This is a genomic window from Paractinoplanes hotanensis (assembly GCF_023717965.1).
GTDB lineage: Bacteria > Actinomycetota > Actinomycetes > Mycobacteriales > Micromonosporaceae > Actinoplanes > Actinoplanes polyasparticus.
The window spans coordinates 1-15,370 of sequence record NZ_JAMQOL010000020.1 but is presented as its reverse complement, the minus strand read 5'-3'; the positions used below and the strand labels follow the sequence as shown (position 1 = coordinate 15,370).

17 protein-coding genes and 1 riboswitch are annotated in these 15,370 nt (G+C 71.3%); of the genes, 5 read left to right on the top strand and 12 right to left on the bottom strand.

Annotation, left to right across the window (positions count from 1 at the left end):
• Positions 1 to 16: 16 nt before the first annotated feature.
• Together hisG and LXN57_RS16390 are read right to left on the bottom strand one after the other, a co-directional pair.
• Positions 17 to 859, bottom strand: coding sequence for an ATP phosphoribosyltransferase (gene hisG, locus LXN57_RS16395; protein ID WP_251799025.1), 843 nt, complete (start codon positions 857 to 859; stop codon positions 17 to 19).
• Between the two features lie 47 nt (positions 860 to 906).
• On the bottom strand, positions 907 to 1,170 hold the full coding sequence (locus LXN57_RS16390; protein WP_251799024.1) for a phosphoribosyl-ATP diphosphatase: 264 nt from the start codon (positions 1,168 to 1,170) through the stop codon (positions 907 to 909).
• Positions 1,171 to 1,247: 77 nt separating this feature from the next.
• Here LXN57_RS16390 and LXN57_RS16385 point away from each other — a divergent pair, with 77 nt between their 5' ends.
• From LXN57_RS16385 to LXN57_RS16375, 3 genes are read left to right on the top strand one after another with little or no spacing between them, the layout of a single operon-like run.
• The gene (locus LXN57_RS16385; RefSeq protein ID WP_251799023.1) at positions 1,248 to 2,120 is read left to right on the top strand and encodes an ABC transporter substrate-binding protein; all 873 of its coding nucleotides are present in this window, start codon (positions 1,248 to 1,250) and stop codon (positions 2,118 to 2,120) included.
• Positions 2,117 to 2,965 carry an amino acid ABC transporter permease gene (locus tag LXN57_RS16380; RefSeq protein ID WP_251799022.1) on the top strand — a complete coding sequence of 283 codons (849 nt, stop codon included), beginning with the start codon at positions 2,117 to 2,119 and terminating at the stop codon, positions 2,963 to 2,965. The genes LXN57_RS16385 and LXN57_RS16380 overlap by 4 nt, the downstream gene beginning before the upstream one ends.
• Before the next feature lies 1 nt (position 2,966).
• Entirely contained in the window at positions 2,967 to 3,707 is a 741-nt protein-coding gene (locus LXN57_RS16375) for an amino acid ABC transporter ATP-binding protein (protein ID WP_251799021.1), read from the top strand.
• 112 nt (positions 3,708 to 3,819) lie between these two features.
• Here the strand turns inward: LXN57_RS16375 and ribH are convergent, their stop codons facing one another.
• The 6 genes from ribH to rpe all read right to left on the bottom strand — a co-directional run bounded on the left by ribH (position 3,820) and on the right by rpe (position 9,336).
• Entirely contained in the window at positions 3,820 to 4,296 is a 477-nt protein-coding gene (gene ribH, locus LXN57_RS16370) for a 6,7-dimethyl-8-ribityllumazine synthase (protein ID WP_251799020.1), read from the bottom strand.
• Positions 4,297 to 4,342: 46 nt separating this feature from the next.
• Positions 4,343 to 5,557: a bifunctional 3,4-dihydroxy-2-butanone-4-phosphate synthase/GTP cyclohydrolase II gene (locus tag LXN57_RS16365; RefSeq protein WP_251799019.1), complete on the bottom strand. Its 1,215-nt coding sequence runs from the start codon at positions 5,555 to 5,557 to the stop codon at positions 4,343 to 4,345.
• A complete protein-coding gene (locus tag LXN57_RS16360; protein ID WP_251799018.1) occupies positions 5,550 to 6,149 on the bottom strand; it encodes a riboflavin synthase in 600 nt (199 codons plus the stop codon). Before LXN57_RS16360 ends, LXN57_RS16365 begins: the two co-directional genes overlap by 8 nt.
• Positions 6,150 to 6,169: 20 nt before the next feature.
• Positions 6,170 to 7,246 carry a bifunctional diaminohydroxyphosphoribosylaminopyrimidine deaminase/5-amino-6-(5-phosphoribosylamino)uracil reductase RibD gene (ribD, locus tag LXN57_RS16355; protein ID WP_251799017.1) on the bottom strand — a complete coding sequence of 359 codons (1,077 nt, stop codon included), beginning with the start codon at positions 7,244 to 7,246 and terminating at the stop codon, positions 6,170 to 6,172.
• Positions 7,247 to 7,372: 126 nt separating this feature from the next.
• Positions 7,373 to 7,556: riboswitch (FMN riboswitch) on the bottom strand.
• A 107-nt stretch (positions 7,557 to 7,663) separates the two neighbouring features.
• Positions 7,664 to 8,671, bottom strand: a complete 1,008-nt coding sequence (locus tag LXN57_RS16350; RefSeq protein WP_251799016.1) for a GGDEF domain-containing response regulator — start codon at positions 8,669 to 8,671, stop codon at positions 7,664 to 7,666.
• On the bottom strand, positions 8,668 to 9,336 hold the full coding sequence (gene rpe, locus LXN57_RS16345; RefSeq protein ID WP_221378054.1) for a ribulose-phosphate 3-epimerase: 669 nt from the start codon (positions 9,334 to 9,336) through the stop codon (positions 8,668 to 8,670). The genes LXN57_RS16350 and rpe overlap by 4 nt, the downstream gene beginning before the upstream one ends.
• A 135-nt stretch (positions 9,337 to 9,471) precedes the next feature.
• Here rpe and LXN57_RS16340 point away from each other — a divergent pair, with 135 nt between their 5' ends.
• Entirely contained in the window at positions 9,472 to 10,335 is an 864-nt protein-coding gene (locus LXN57_RS16340; protein WP_251799015.1) for a septum formation family protein, read from the top strand.
• Here the strand turns inward: LXN57_RS16340 and LXN57_RS16335 are convergent.
• Genes LXN57_RS16335 through LXN57_RS16320 form a run of 4 tightly spaced genes read right to left on the bottom strand, consistent with a single transcriptional unit; the run spans position 10,332 to position 14,608 of the window.
• Positions 10,332 to 11,804 (bottom strand): RsmB/NOP family class I SAM-dependent RNA methyltransferase, encoded by a 1,473-nt coding sequence (locus tag LXN57_RS16335; RefSeq protein WP_251799014.1) that lies wholly within the window; start codon positions 11,802 to 11,804, stop codon positions 10,332 to 10,334. The genes LXN57_RS16340 and LXN57_RS16335 overlap by 4 nt on opposite strands.
• A 46-nt stretch (positions 11,805 to 11,850) precedes the next feature.
• Entirely contained in the window at positions 11,851 to 12,777 is a 927-nt protein-coding gene (gene fmt / locus LXN57_RS16330; RefSeq protein ID WP_251799101.1) for a methionyl-tRNA formyltransferase, read from the bottom strand.
• A gap of 5 nt (positions 12,778 to 12,782) precedes the next feature.
• Positions 12,783 to 13,340: a peptide deformylase gene (def, locus tag LXN57_RS16325; protein ID WP_251799013.1), complete on the bottom strand. Its 558-nt coding sequence runs from the start codon at positions 13,338 to 13,340 to the stop codon at positions 12,783 to 12,785.
• A gap of 41 nt (positions 13,341 to 13,381) precedes the next feature.
• Entirely contained in the window at positions 13,382 to 14,608 is a 1,227-nt protein-coding gene (locus tag LXN57_RS16320) for a cytochrome P450 (protein WP_251799100.1), read from the bottom strand.
• Between the two features lie 89 nt (positions 14,609 to 14,697).
• Between LXN57_RS16320 and LXN57_RS16315 the strand changes: the two genes are divergently transcribed.
• A partial coding sequence (locus LXN57_RS16315) for a primosomal protein N' family DNA-binding protein (protein WP_507185035.1) occupies positions 14,698 to 15,370 on the top strand: 673 nt, incomplete at its 3' end.

Sequence of the window (15,370 nt, the reverse complement as noted above, 5' to 3'; positions counted from 1 at the left end):
ACGGTCAGGCTACCCATCACAGCCGACAATTCGCGATGTCGGTGACCAGGATGGCCCGGGCGCCCAGCTCGTAGAGCTCGTCCATGATCTTGTGGACGTCGGACCGCGGCACCATCGCCTGCACGGCCACCCAGCCCTCCCGGTGCAGCGGCGAGACCGTCGGCGACTCGATGCCGGGGGTCAGGGCGGTGGCCTGGTCGAGCAGGTCGGCCCGGACGTCGTAGGCCAGCATGACGTAGCTGCGGGCGACCAGCACGCCCTGCAGCCGGCGGACGAGCTGGGCGGCGCCGGCGTTGTCGCGTTCGGCCCGCCCGATCAGGATGGCCGACGAACGCAGCAGCGGCTCGCCCAGCGTGACCAGGCCGGCCTGACGCAGTGTGGCGCCGGTCTCGACCACGTCGGCGATCAGGTCGGCCACGCCCAGCCGCACCGCGTTCTCGACCGCGCCGTCGAGCCGCACGACGTCGGCCTTGAGCTCGTGCTCGGCCAGGTAGCGCTCGACCACCCCGGGGTACGCGGTGGCGATGCGCTTGCCGCCGATCTCGTCGGCCGACGTGATCGAACCGGACGGGGCGGCCCAGCGGAAGGTGGCGCCGCCGAAGTTGAGGTCGAGCACTTCGGACGCCGGGACGCCGGAGTCGACCAGCAGGTCGCGCCCGGTGATGCCGAGGTCGAGGTCGCCCGAGCCGACGTACGTGGCGATGTCGCGCGGCCGCAGGTAGAAGAACTCGACGTTGTTGGCCTCGTCGCGGCAGATCAGGTCTTTGGGGTCGGTGCGCTGACGGTAACCCGCGTCACGCAGCATCTGGGAGGCGGGCTGGGACAGGGTCCCCTTGTTGGGGACGGCGATGCGCAGCATGACAGGACGTGCTCCTTCGTCTGGGGGATCACCAAAGAGTCAGCACGTCACAGATGTCGATAGACGTCCTTCAGCTCGAGGCCGGTCGCGATCATCAGGACCTGGGCCTGGTAGAGCAGCTGGGAGATCTCCTCGGCGGCCCGCTCGGGGCCCTCGTGCTCGGCGGCCATCCAGGACTCGGCCGCCTCTTCGACGACCTTCTTCCCGATGAAGTGGACTCCGCGCTCCAATGCCGCGACGGTGGACGAACCGGGGGTTCGTTCCGCCGCCTTCGCCTGGAGCTCGGCGAACAACTCTTCGAACGTCTTCACGGGGAGCATTTTGCCAACTCGTCACGGGATGGCGACGAACACCCCCAGCAGGTGAGACGTGTTCTAGGCTCCCGGGCATGGTCAGCCGATTCACCCTTCTCACCACCGGCGGCGCCGTTCTCGCGCTCGCCGCCCTCGCGGGCTGCTCGCCCGTTGAGGAGAACGCCTCCCCCGCAGCCTCGGCGAGCGCCTCCGGGGACGTTTGCCCTGCTGGAGCCCTTGCCACCAAGACCGCCGGCAAGTTGACGATCGGCACCGACACGCCGGCCTACGAGCCGTGGTATTCCGACAACGACCCGAAGAACGGCAAGGGCTTCGAGTCCGCCGTCGCGTACCAGGTCGCCCAACGGCTGGGATACTCGCAGGACAACGTGATCTGGACCTCTGTGACGTTCAACAACGCCATCGCGCCCGGTCCGAAGGCCTACGACTTCGACATCAACCAGTTCTCGATCACCCCCGAACGGCGCAACGCCGTGGACTTCTCGTCGCCGTACTACCTGGTCCGGCAGACGGTGATCACCACCAAGGGCTCGAAGATCGCGGGCGCGAAGTCGCTGGCCGACCTGCGGAGCGCCAAGCTCGGGGCCCAGGTCGGCACGACGAGCTATCAGGCGGTCACCGACCTGATCAAGCCGAGCACCCAGCCGTCCGTCTTCAACAACAACGACGACGCCAAGGCCGCCCTGGTCAACGGCACCGTCGACGGCATCGTGGTCGACCTGCCGACCGCGTTCTACATGACCGGGGCCGAGCTCGACAACGGCGTCATCGTCGGCCAGCTGCCCCAGGTGGGCGTGCCCGAGCAGTTCGGCCTGGTGCTCGACAAGGGCTCGGCGCTGACCGGCTGTGTGAGCACGGCGGTCGACCAGCTGCGGCAGGACGGCACTCTGGCCGTGCTGGAGAAGACCTGGCTGGCCGGCAGCGACGGAGCTCCCGAACTCCAGTGAGCCCCACGCCCTACCAGACAAGCACCGTCCAGCAGGACCGGATCTCCTTCCGCCGCCGGAAGGCGGTCCGGTCCGTGCTGCTCGCGGCGCTCTCCACCGCGATCGTCGGCACGCTGCTGGGCGTGCTGGTCACCGGCGCGCCCGGGTGGGACCGGGTGCGCCAGTCGTTCTTCGACCCGCGCATCGCCCGCGAGTGGCTGCCCGAGATCCTCGAAGGACTGTGGCTCAACGTACGCATGCTCGTGTTCTGCGCGCTCGCGGCGCTGGCGCTGGGCCTGCTCATCGCGGTGCTGCGCACGCTGCGGGGTCCGGTGTTCTTCCCGGTCCGGGCGCTCGCCACCCTCTACACGTACTCGTTCCGCGGTCTTCCTTTGATCATCGTGATCTACCTGATGGCCTTCGGCATCCCGGGCCTGCGGCTGCAGGGCACCCCGAGCGTCACCGTGCTCGGCGGGGCGGCCATCGTGATCACGTACGGGGCCTACCTGGCCGAGGTGTTCCGGGCCGGCATCGAGTCGGTGCACCCGAGCCAGATCGCCGCGGCGCGCTCGCTCGGGCTCACCTACCGGCAGTCGATGCGTTTCGTGGTGCTGCCTCAGGCGGTCCGCCGGGTGGCGCCGCCGCTGCTCAACGACACCGTCGCCCTGCAGAAGGACGTGGGGCTGATCTCGTTGGCCGGGCCGATCGACGCGATCCGGGCGGCACAGATCGGCGTGGCTCAGACGGCGAACTTCACCCCGTACGTGGTCGCCGGCGTGCTTTTCGTGCTGCTGGCCCTGCCGCTGATCGGCATCACCGACTGGGTGACGCTGCGGGCGGCCCGACGGCAGAACGCGGGGACCTGAGATGGTGCTGTCCTGCACGGACGTCCGGAAGACGTTCGGCGCCAATGTGGTGCTCGACGGGCTCACCCTCGACGTCGGCGAGCACGAGGTGGTGGCGCTGATCGGCGCCTCCGGTTCGGGCAAGTCGACGCTGCTGCGCTGCGTGAACCTGCTGGCCGAGATCGACGACGGCGTGATCCGCCTGGACGGTGCGGACATCACCGATCCGCGGGTGGACCCCGACTCGGTCCGCCAGAAGATCGGCCTGGTCTTCCAGTCGTACAACCTGTTCCCGCACATGACCGTGCTCGACAACATCACGCTGGCCCCGGTACGCGTGCACAAGCGCGCCGCCGCCGCGGCGCGCGAGCAGGCGATGGAGTGGCTGAACCGGGTCGGCCTGGCCGACAAGTCGGCTAGCTACCCGGACAAGCTCTCGGGCGGCCAGCAGCAACGCGTGGCGATCGTACGGGCCCTGATCAACAGCCCGCGCCTGCTGCTGCTGGACGAGGTGACCTCCGCGCTCGACCCCGAACTGGTCGGCGAGGTGCTCACGATGATCCGCGACCTCAAGGGCGAGGGCATGACCATGGTGCTGGCCACGCACGAGATGGGCTTCGCGCGGCAGGTCGCCGACCGGGTGGCGTTCCTCGACAAGGGCCGCGTCCTCGAACAGGGCCCCCCGGAACAGGTGCTCGGCGATCCGGTGGAGGCCCGCACCCGCCAGTTCCTGGCCCGCATCATCGAGGCCGGCCGCCTCTGAGAACATGGCCCGGCCCGGCTCACCACGCTGGTGACGGGCAGCGCGCCGATCAGGCGGAACACCCGCCTGACGAACTGACCGGTCCGGGCGCCTCGGCGCCCGGACCGCGCTGTCAGTTCTTGGCCAGGTCGCGCAGCACCAGGGCGGCGTCGAGCACGGCCACCGTGGACTGCCAGCCCTTGTCCTCGATCGAATCCTCCAAGCCGGCCCGGTCGCGGGCCTGCCCCATGCTGTGAACGGTCAGCACGCCGTGGCCGACCGGGGTCCGCTCGTCGAGCGCGACCCGGGTCAGCCCGGAGGTCACGGACTCGTTCACGTACGCGTAGTGGTCGGTCTCGCCCTTGATCACCACGCCCAGGGCGACCACGGCGTCACACGTACGGGCGAGCGCCTGCGCCACCACCGGCAGCTCGACCGAGCCCGCCACCCGGGTCACCACGACGTCCGTGACGCCGCACTCCGCGGCCGCCGCCCGGGCCCGTTCGATCATGTGGTCGATCAGGTCGGAGTGCCAGCGCGCGCCGACGATGCCGAGCCGCAGCCCGGCCGCGTCGACCGTCTCCATCTTCGGATCACCGAAACCGGCCATGTCGCCCCCTCGTAGAAGTCCATCGTCACCCGCGACAGGCGGGAAATCAGCCCAACGCCTCGAACAGGTGCCCCATGCGGTCCCGCTTGGTCCGCAGGTAGTGCACGTTCTCGGGGTGCAGCCGCACCGGCAGCGCCTCGCGACCCGTGATGGTCAGCCCGTAGCCTTCCAGACCGGCCCGCTTGGCCGGGTTGTTGGTGAGCAGCCGCATGGAGCGCACCCCCAGGTCGTACAGGATCTGGGCGCCCGTGCCGTAGTCGCGGGCGTCGGCCGGCAGGCCCAGCTCGAGGTTGGCGTCGACCGTGTCGAAGCCGCGGTCCTGCAGCTGGTAGGCCTGCAGCTTGTGCAGCAGACCGATCCCCCGGCCCTCGTGCCCGCGCATGTAGAGCACGACGCCCCGGCCCGTCTCGGCCACCCGCTGGAGGGCAGCGTCGAGCTGCGGGCCGCAGTCGCAGCGGTGCGAGCCGAAGACGTCCCCGGTCAGGCACTCCGAGTGGACCCGGACCAGCACGTCCTCGCCGTCACCGAGGTCGCCGTAGACGAGGGCGACGTGCTCGCCGTCGTCGGTCAGCGCCCGGTAGCCGACCGCGGTGAACACGCCGTGCTCGGTGGGCAGCCGCGTCTCGACGACCCGCTCGACCTGGGTCTCGTGGCGCCGGCGGTAGGCGATCAGCTCGGTGATGGTGATCAGCGCCAGATCGTGCTCGGCCGCGAACTTCTCGAGGTCGGGGCGGCGCTGCATGGTGCCGTCGTCGTTCACCATCTCGCACAGCACGCCCGCGGGCCGGAGGCCGGCCAGCACGGACAGGTCGATCGCGGCCTCGGTGTGCCCGGGGCGGCGCAGCACGCCGCCCGCCTTGGCCCGCAGCGGCACGACGTGGCCGGGGCGGGAGAGGTCGGTCGGCTGGGTCTCGGGTGCGGACAGCAGGCGGATGGTACGGGCCCGGTCGGCGGCCGAGATGCCGGTGGCCACGCCCTCGCGGGCGTCGACCGTCACCGCGTACGCCGTGCCCCGTGCGTCCTGGTTGGTGTGGAACATGGGCGGGAGGTCGAGGCGGTCGGCCTCGTCCTCGGTGATCGGCACGCAGATGTAGCCCGAGGTGTAGCGCACCATGAAGGCGACCAGCTCGGGCGTGGCCTTCTCGGCGGCGAAGATCAGGTCGCCCTCGTTCTCGCGGTCCTCGTTGTCGACCACGATCACGGCGCGGCCGGCGGCGATGTCCGCGATCGCCCGCTCGACGGCGGCGAAGGACTCAGACATGACGATCTCCCAGCATCTTCTCGACGTACTTGGCGATCACATCGACTTCGAGGTTCACCGGGTCGCCGACGTCCTTGGCGCCCAGCACGGTCAGCTTCGAGGTGGTCGGGATCATGCCGACGCTGAACGTCTCGTCGTCGACGGCCATGACGGTCAGCGAGACCCCGTCGACGGTGATCGAACCCTTCTCGACCACGTACTTCGCCAGCTCGGCGGGGAGCGAGAAGCGCACGACCTCCCAGTCGGCCGCGGGCTCACGGGCGGCGATGCGCGCGACACCGTCGACGTGGCCCTGCACGAGGTGACCGCCGAGGCGGCTCCCCAGGGCGGCCGCACGCTCCAGGTTCACCTGGCTGCCCACCTCGAGCGCGCCGAGCGAGGAGCGGCGCAGCGTCTCGCCCATCACGTCGGCGGTGAAGACGCCGTCGACGTTGTCGATCACGGTGAGACAGACGCCGTTGACCGAGATCGAGTCGCCGTGCCGGGCGTCCGACGTGACCAGCGGTCCGCGGATCTTCAAGACCGCGGAGTCGCTGCCGTCGTCGGTCAGGCTTTCGACGTGACCGAGTTCTTCGACGATGCCGGTGAACATGAGGCTGCTCCTGAATCCGGTTAGGGCCGGTGGGTGGGACGGTCGGCTGGCTTCTGGCCGAGCGATGCGGTGAAGCGCAGGTCGGGACCGATCTGCGTGATGTCCTTGAGGTCGAGTTCCAACGCGTCGGCGATGGTGCCGATTCCGGCCTCGACCAGAGCCGGCTTGCCGGCCCCGAGCAGTTTGGGCGCCACGTAGCCGATGACCTGGTCGACCAGGCCCGCCTCGAGGAAAGCGCCGGCCAGGGTGGGCCCGCCCTCGAGCAGCACCGAGCGCACGCCGCGGCCGAAGAGGGCGGCGAGCAGCGCGGACAGGTCGACCCGGCCGTCGGGCCCGGCGCCGAGCTCCCGCGTGGTGGCGATCCAGGTGGGTGCGGCGGCGTCGTTGACGCGCGCCTTCTCCGGCGTACGGCCGTCCGAGTCGACGACCACGCGGAGCGGCTGCTTGATGGCGAGGCTGCCGTCGCGCAGGTCGCGCACGGTGAGCTGGGGATCGTCGGCGATGACGGTGCCCACGCCGGCCACGATCGCGTCGACCGTGCTGCGCAGCACGTGCACGTCGGAGCGGGCCGGAGCCGAGGTGATCCACTGGCTCGTGCCGTCGGCGGCGGCCGAGCGCCCGTCCAGCGTGGCGGCGAACTTCCAGGTCACGTACGGGCGGCCGCGGCGCACGGCGGTCAGCCAGGCGACGTTGCCCTCGGCCGCCTCGAGGCGGCGGACGCCCGTCTCGACCTGCACCCCCGCGGCGCGCAGGGTCACCGCGCCGCCGGCCGCGACCGGGGTCGGGTCGTCGACCGCGATCACCACTCGCTCGACGCCGGCGTTGATCAGGGCCTGGCTACAGGGGCCGGTGCGACCCGTGTGGTTGCAGGGTTCGAGGGTGACGACGGCGGTGCCGCCGCGGGCGCGGTCGCCGGCCTGGGCCAGGGCGACGATCTCGGCGTGCGGCCCGCCGGCGTAGGCGTGGAAGCCCTCGCCGACGACCTCGCAGTCGGAGTCGAGCAGGATGCAGCCGACCACCGGGTTGGGGCTGGTCGTGCCGAGTCCGCGGGCGGCCAGCGCGATCGCGCGCCGCATCGCCTCGTCCTCGGTCACCATCGGTGTCTTCCTCTCGCGCGGTGCGATCACGCGCGGGCAGGAAAAGGCAGAAAACGCCGAAATCGGGCACGAGGGTACGCTTCGCGTACCCCGGCCGAGGGCTGGGCAGCCCTCGTTCCGATGCCGACGCGCTGTCTCCCATCCGGACTGTCTGACCAGGCGGTGCCTGATCAACCGTCGGCCCTGGAGTCTCACCAGGTCCACCGTCCGTCGCAGAACGACGTCCGGGTCGCGGGCTTACCGAAAGTCAGAAACTTCTGACCATCGGATCACCGCCGGTTCGGAATTTCACCGAGTCCCGCCAGCGCGTGGTGGGTCACCCCCGAGTTTTACACGACTCCGGGACTTTGCCACCCCCCGGCGAGCCATGTCACAGGTGCTTAACTTGAACGCACAACACGGGCCCCACCCGCGACCTCAGGCTTCGGCCCCGTCTGCCCGCCGGCGGTCGATCGCCACGTAGGAGCCGGGCTGCGACTTGGCAACCTTTTTCATCTCGGAGGCCACGCCGATGACCACTCGCGGGTCGGTGAAGCGGCGCCCCTCGAGGGTGGCCTGGGCGACACCGATCGAGAGAGTCACCAAGGCGGCACGGTTCTTGTTGCCGCGGCGGTCGGGCACCTCGATGTAGCCGCGCTTGGCGTCCACGTCGTCGTAGAGCTGGTCGGCCGTCTGCTCGAAGTCGGTGACCGTGCGCTTGGTCAGCGGGAGCACCTGGTCGGGCGTGCAGATGAAGACGAAGTCGTCGCCGCCGATGTGGCCCAGGAAGATCGAGGGCTTGCCGACCGAGGCCACCGCGCGGTGCAGGCTGCGGGCGAGAGCGCCGATGAACTCGTCGCCGCGGTCGAAGCCGTACACGTCGTTGACGCTCTTGAACCGGTCGATGTCGATGTAGCCCACCGAGTATTCGCCGCCGGCTTTCATGCGGTCGGCGATCTCACGCCGGACCCGGGCGTTGCCGGGCAGGCCGGTCAGCGGCGAGACCTCGCGGAACTCCTTGTTGCGGCGCAGCGTCGAGGACACGCGTGCGATCAGCTCGGCCGTGTCGAACGGCTTGACCAGATAGTCGTCGACGCCGGCGGTCAGGCCGACCACCTTGTCGACGGTCATGCTCTTGGCGGTCAGCATGATCACCGGGAGGGCCGAGGTGAGCGGCTCGGCGCGCAGCCGGCGGGTCAGCTCGACGCCGTCCATGCGCGGCATCATCCAGTCGACCACGGCCAGGTCGGGGCGCTGGGTCTCCATCAGCTCGAGCGCGTCCTCACCGTCGCGGGCGCGGATCACCTCGTAGCCGTGCATCTTGAGGTTGAACTCGACAAAACTCGCGATGTCCTGATCGTCGTCGACGACCAGGATCAGGTCGGGACGGTCCTCAGGCTCGGGACCGAGATCATCGTGCTGGGGATCAGCGACCCCTGTGCTCATCCCGCTCCTTCCACGAGGGCTCGCAGCTTGCCGATGGCCTCGGCCGGGTCGTGCGCGCCGTAGACCGCCGTGCCCGCCACGAACGCGTCGGCGCCGGCCTCGGCCGCCCGCTCGATGGTGTCGGCCGCGATGCCGCCGTCGACCTCGAGGCGCACCTCGAGACTGTCAGCATCGATGCGGCGGCGCACCTCGCGCACCTTGTCGAGCATCTCGGGCAGGAACTTCTGCCCGCCGAAACCGGCCTTGATGGTCATGATGAGCAAAGTGTCCACATGAGGCAAGAGGTCGAGGTAGGGCTCGACCGCGGTGTCGCGGTCGATGGCCAGGCCGGCCTTGGCCCCGGCGGCCCGCAGAGTCTTGGCCAGCGCGACCGGATCGTCGGTGGCCTCGGCGTGGAACGTGACGTTGTGGGCGCCGGCCTCGGCGTAGCCGGGAGCCCAGCGCTCGGGATCGGTGATCATCAGATGGACGTCGAACGGGATGGACGTCGCCTTGCGCAGACTCTGCACGACCGGCAGGCCGATCGTCAGATTGGGCACGAAGTGGTTGTCCATGACATCGACGTGCACCCAGTCGGCGGCGCCCTCGATCGCGTGCACCGCGTCGGCGAGGCGGGCGAAATCGGCGGCCAGGATGCTGGGGGCGATGATCGGCGATGGTGTCACGGCAGAAAGTCTATGACTTCCGCGGCGCTCGCTCGTCCCGCCTGTGGATAACCCCGGCCGTCACGCCAGGCCGAGCCCGGGCGGAACCAACCGATAGAGTGACGCCCCTTGACCCGACCGGGACGGGAGAACGACATGCGGCGATGGGTGGCGGCCCTGGCCGGCGTCCTCACGCTCGCCCTGGCCGGCTGTTCCGACCTGCCCAGCGGGGTCGACGGCGACCTGACGAACGGCTGGCCGGCCCCGCCCGCGGCGCAGCAGTTCCGTCCGGCCGCCGCGCAGTGCCATCCCGACGTGGTCGAACAGGGCACGATCGACGACTACGCGCCGGTCGCGTGCCGGGGCCCGCACGTGGCCGAGACGGTCGCGATCGCCGATCTGCCCGATCTGCCGGCCGGGCAGCGGAAGGGCCGCGCGTTCCGGGAGTGCTCGAAGCGCGTCACCACGTTCCTCGGCGGCGACTGGCGCACCGGCTGGCTGGTGTTGCAGCCCGTGCTGCCCAGCCCGCGGGCGTGGGCCGGCGGCGCCCGGTGGTACCGCTGCGATCTGGTCGAGACGTCCCCGGTCGACGGCGACCTGGTGCGCCGCTCGGGCAGCCTGAAGGGCGCGCTGGCCGGCTCGGGCAAGGTCCGCATGACGTGCGCCGACCCGTCGGTCGTCGGCGAGCGGGTCGCCGCGATGCGCCCGGTCGCCTGCGCCAAGGCGCACACCGCCGAGTTCGCCGGCATCTTCGAGAGCAAGCGCGCCTCGGCGGCCGCGCTGACCGCCGGCGAGATGGAGAAGGGCTGCCACCGCACGATCGCCAAGTTCACCGGCATCCCCGACAACGGCAGCGTGCGCAACCGGGTGGGCTGGCTCGGCTTCCCGCCCGACGACGCCTCGTGGAAGCTCGGCGACCGCGCGGTCCGCTGCTTCCTCTGGCTCAACGGCGAGCGGATGACCGGCACCTACAAGAATGCCGGCACCCGCAAGCTGAAGATCCACTACGTCTACCGCTAGCTGGTGCGGCGCAGCACCGCCAGGAACATGGCGTCGGTGCCGTGGCGGTGCGGCCACAGTTGCACCGTCGGGCCGTTGCCGAGGCCCGGCATGCCCGGCGGCAGCAGCGGGCGGGCGTCCACGAAGTCGACGTCGACGCCGCTGCGCCGCGAGCCCTCGGTCACCGTCACCTGGGTCTCGACCATGTGCGGAGAGCACGTCACATACGCGACAACGCCGCCCGGGCGTACTGCCCGCAGGGCCGCCACCAGCAGTTCCCGCTGGAGCTTGGTCAGCGGCGGCAGGTCGGCCGGCTGACGGCGCCAGCGCGACTCGGGGCGGCGCCGCAGCGAGCCCAGGCCGGTGCAGGGCGCGTCGACCAGCACGCGGTCGAAACCCCCCTCGGGCAGGCCGGTTTCGCGGCCCACCGAACGGCCGTCGATCGGCAGGACGGTCACCGGCATGCCCTTGGTGGCCTGCTCGACCAGCCGGGCCCGGTGCTCGGCGACCTCGACGGCAGTCACCTCGGCGCCCCGTGCGGCGGCGATCGAGCCCATCAGCCCGGCCTTGCCGCCGGGGCCGGCGCACAGGTCGAGCCAGCGGGTGTCCTGCCCCTCGAGCGGGGCGGCCAGCAGCGCCGCGGCGACCAGCTGACTGCCCTCGTCCTGCACGTGGGCGCGACCGTCGTGGATCGCGGCCAGCTCGCGCGGGGAGCCGCCGTTGAGATACACCGCGTACGGCGAGAAGGCCCCGGGCACGCCGCCGACCTCATCGGCCAGTTCGACCGCGTCGACCCGGCCGGGCCGGGCGCACAGGTGCACGACGGGGGGCTGATTGTCCTCGATGAGCAGGCGCGTGGTGTCGGCCAGGTCGCCGCCGAGCGACTCGGCGAACGACCGGATCACCCACTCCGGGTGGTTGTGGTGCACGGCGAGGTTGCCGATCGGGTTCTCGTCGTACGACGGCGCCAGCTTCTCGAGCCACTTGTCGAGCGGCGTCTCGGCGATCGTGCGCAGCACCGCGTTGGCGAACCCGGCCGCGCCGGGAGCGACCGAACGCACCAGGTCGACGGTCTGGCTGACGGCGGCGAAGGCGGGCACCCGCGTGTGCAGCAGCTGATAGGCGCCCAGCCGCAGCGCGTCGCGGGCCGGCGGGTCGATGCGGGACACCTCGCGCCCGGCGGCGTCGGCCACGATCAGATCGAGGGTGCCGAGCGTGCGCAGCGTGCCGTAGGTCAGCTCGGTCGCGAACGCCGCGTCCCGGCCGTCGAGCCGCATGTCGCGCAGGATCTCGGACAACACCAGATTGGCGTACGCGTCGTCGCGGTGCACCGCCGCGATGGCCTCGTAGGCGGCCTGACGAGCCGGGTCGGACGGCGGCCGGCCGGCCCGCGGGCCCCGGCCCGTACGCGCGTCGCGGTCGTAACCCGGCCCGCCGGGTCGCCGCGGACGCCCCGAGCCGTGCGGCCGGTCTGCCTTGTGATCAGTCACTGAAGCTTCTCTCCGGGCTGGCTGCCCCGTACTGCGCTGTGCCTGGTCACTGAAGTTTTTCTCCCGGCTGGACGCGCAGGCCGCGCGCCCAGTCGGTGGCGGCCATGGGCTTCTTGCCCGCGGCCCGCACCTCACCGAGCGCGACCGGCGTGGTGGCCGTGCCGACCAGCACCTGGGTGCGCTCGACGAGCAGGTCGCCCGGCGCGAGGGCGGGCGCGTTGGCCACCGGCCGCACCGGGCCGAGCTTGAGCCGGTCGTCGCGCAGCGTCGTCCACGCGCCGGGGGCGGGCGTGCACGCGCGAATGCGCCGGTCGACCGCAAACGCCGGGTCGCTCCAGCGGATGCGCGCGTCGTCGACCGTCAGCTTGGGCGCGAGCGAGATGCCGTCGGCCGGCTGGATGTGCGCCCGGGCCGTGCCGGCCTCGATCGCGTCGAGCACGGCCACGAGCAGGCCGGCGCCCTCGGTGGCGAGCCGTTCGAGCAGGTCGCCGGAGGTGTCGGTGGGTCGGATGGCCTCGGTCAGGGTGCCGTAGACCGGGCCGGTGTCGAGCCCGGCCTCGAGTTCGAACACGCTCGCGCCGGTCACCTCGTCCCCGTGCAGCACGGCGTGCTGCACCGGGGCGGCGCCGCGCCAGGCAGGCAGCAGCGAGAAGTGCAGGTTGACCCAGCCGTGCTTGGGGATCTCGAGAGCGCTCGGGGGCACCAGGGCCCCGTACGCCACCACCGGCACACAGTCGGGCGCGAGCGCCCGCAGCCGCTCCTGAAATTCGGGCTCGCGCGGACGTTCCGGGGTGAGCACCTCGATGCCGCGCTCGTCGGCCCAGGCGGCGACGGGCGAGCGCACGAGGCGACGGCCGCGGCCGGCCGGGGCGTCGGGCCGGGTGACCACGGCCAGCAGTTCGTGCCCCGAAGCCGCGATGGCGTCGAGGCTGGGCACCGCGACGGCCGGCGTGCCGGCGAAGATCAGGCGCAACCCGCTCACCGCCCCAGACCGAACAGGCCCCGGCCGTGCGGGCTCGCCTTGATCGTGGGTGGCTTGCCGGCGTCGTACCACTCGGCCGAGCGGATCTGCTTCATCGCGTCCTTACGGGCGGCGGCGTCCAGCCGGTCGAGGAACAGCACGCCGTCGAGGTGGTCGGTCTCGTGCTGCACACAGCGCGACATCAGACCGGTGCCGACGATCTGGATCGGGTCGCCGTGCTCGTTGAAGCCGGCGGCCACGACGTTCTGGCGGCGCTTGGTGTCGATGTAGATGCCCGGGATCGACAGGCAGCCCTCGGGCCCGTCCTGCTCCTCGTCGTCGGGGAACGACAGCACCGGGTTGACGATGTGGCCGACCACGTCGTCCACGTCGAAGGTGAAGACGCGCAGGCCGACGCCGATCTGCGGGGCGGCCAGGCCGGCGCCGCCCTCGTCGAGCATGCTGTCGGTCAGGTCCTTGACCAGGGTGCGCAGTTCCTTGTCGAAGTCGACGACGAGGTCGGCCGGCGTCCGGAGCACCGGATCGCCGAACAGACGGATGGACTGGACGGTCACGCGGGCAGACTCCTGACATCTCGGCTCAGCACCTGACCAGTCTACGGAGTGCTCTTTCCGGTCTGCCGAGTGCCGAGCGTCACGGGCAGCGACGACCACCCGCGCAGGTTCATCCGGGGCCGGCGGGTGGGTCGCTGCGCGAGGGCGAGCTCGGGGAAGCGGCGCAGCAGGGCGGGCAGAGCGATCTGCGCTTCCAGGCGCGCGAGGGGTGCGCCCAGGCAGTAGTGAGCGCCGGCCCCGAAGGAGAGCGGGGCGAGGTCCGTACGGAAGGGGTCGAACTTGTCGGGGTCGGGAAACCGCGCCGGGTCGCGGTTGGCCGCGCCGAGCAACAGCACCAGCTCGGCGTCGGCCGGAAGCTCGGCGCCACCGACCACAGTCGGGCGCGACGTGTACCGCTCGGTCAATTGCACCGGCGACTCGATGCGAAGCACTTCCTCCACGTACGCCGGAGCCAGTTCCGGATCCTGCCGGAGTTGCTTCGCGTACGCGGGATGGTCGAGCAGCAGCACGATGCCGTTGCCCAGCAGGTTGGTCGTGGTCTCGAAGCCGGCCACCAGCAGCAGCACGAGGTTGCCCATCAGCTCCTCGCCGGTGAGCTGCTCGCCGCCCGCGTCGTGCGCCGCGGCCAGGGCGGTGACCAGGTCGTCGGCCGGCTCGGCGCGGCGCCGGGCCACCAGGTGGGTGAAGTACTCCTCGAGTTCGAGCGCGGCCTCGTGGGCGCGGCGGCGATCCTCCTCTGTCCAGCGCACCTCGAGCACGGCGGTCAGCGCCTCGGCCAGGCGGCGGAAGCGGCCCCGGTCGGCCGCGGGCACACCGAGCAGGGCGGTGATCACCCCGATCGGGAGCGGATAGGTGAGATGGCTCACCAGGTCGGTCTCCCCCGGCGGCAGCGCGTCGAGGATCTCGTCGACCTGCGTGGCGATGACCTCGCGCAGCGCGGAGACCCGCCGTGCCGTGAAGACGCCCGCGGCCAGGCGGCGCATGCGCGTGTGCTGAGGCGCGTTGGTGCGCAGCATCGAATCGGCGAAGAGCGCGACGGCCCGGTTGTCCCGCCAGTCGGACCACTGCGCGTCCAGGCGCTTGGCGTCGTAGGCCTCCATGGCGGGGTCGCGCAGGACGGCGGCGACAGCGGCATAACCCGAGACGAAGTAGTAACCGCCGGAAACCCGCAGCACAGGGCCGTGACGGTGCAGGGCGGCGTAGGCGGGAACGGGCTCATGATTACCGCGCGGGTCGAGCAGCATGGCCACGGCCTTGCCCGCGTCCATCGCCCCGCCATCGATCGTCGTCACGCGTACGTTCTACCGCGCGCCGTCCATCCGGGAAATGTCGGAGGCGCCGGGCACAATGTTCGGCGATGGCAACGAAGAGTGCGCGCAACGAACGGGAACCGGCCGAGCGGCTTCCCGTGGCTCGCGTCTGCGTCGACGTCCCGCTCCCCCACCTCGACCGGCCGTTCGACTATCTGGTCGCCGCCACCGACGACGAGGCGGCCCAACCGGGCGTACGGGTGAAGGTTCGTTTCGCGGGCCAACTTATGAGCGGCTTCCTGCTCGAGCGCGCCGAATCCTCGCCCCACGGCGGCAAGCTCGCCTACCTCGACAAGATCGTCTCGCCCGAGCAGGTTCTCGACCCCGAGGTGGCTCAGCTCGCCCGGGCCGTGGCCGACCGCTACGCCGGCAACCTCAGCGACGTCCTCCGCCTGGCCGTCCCCCCACGCCACGCCCGGGTCGAGGCCCAGCCCCCCCAAGCGTCCCCGGGCACAGCCACGCCGTCCGACGAACCCGCCGTCACCACTTCGCCCCACTCCGATGTGCCTGCCGAACTTTCCGCGGGCGGGCCTACCGCACCCTCCGCAGGCGCGCCCTCCGCACCCTCCGCAGGCGCACCCTCCGCAGGCGGGCTTTCTGCCCCCGAGCCCGACGCGGAGTCGTCCGGCGAGCTCGCCCCATCGACCACCCGCGACCTCGACGCGGTGTCCGCTCGAGCGCCCGAATCGGCGCCGTCGGGCGAGTCCGCCCCGCCGACAT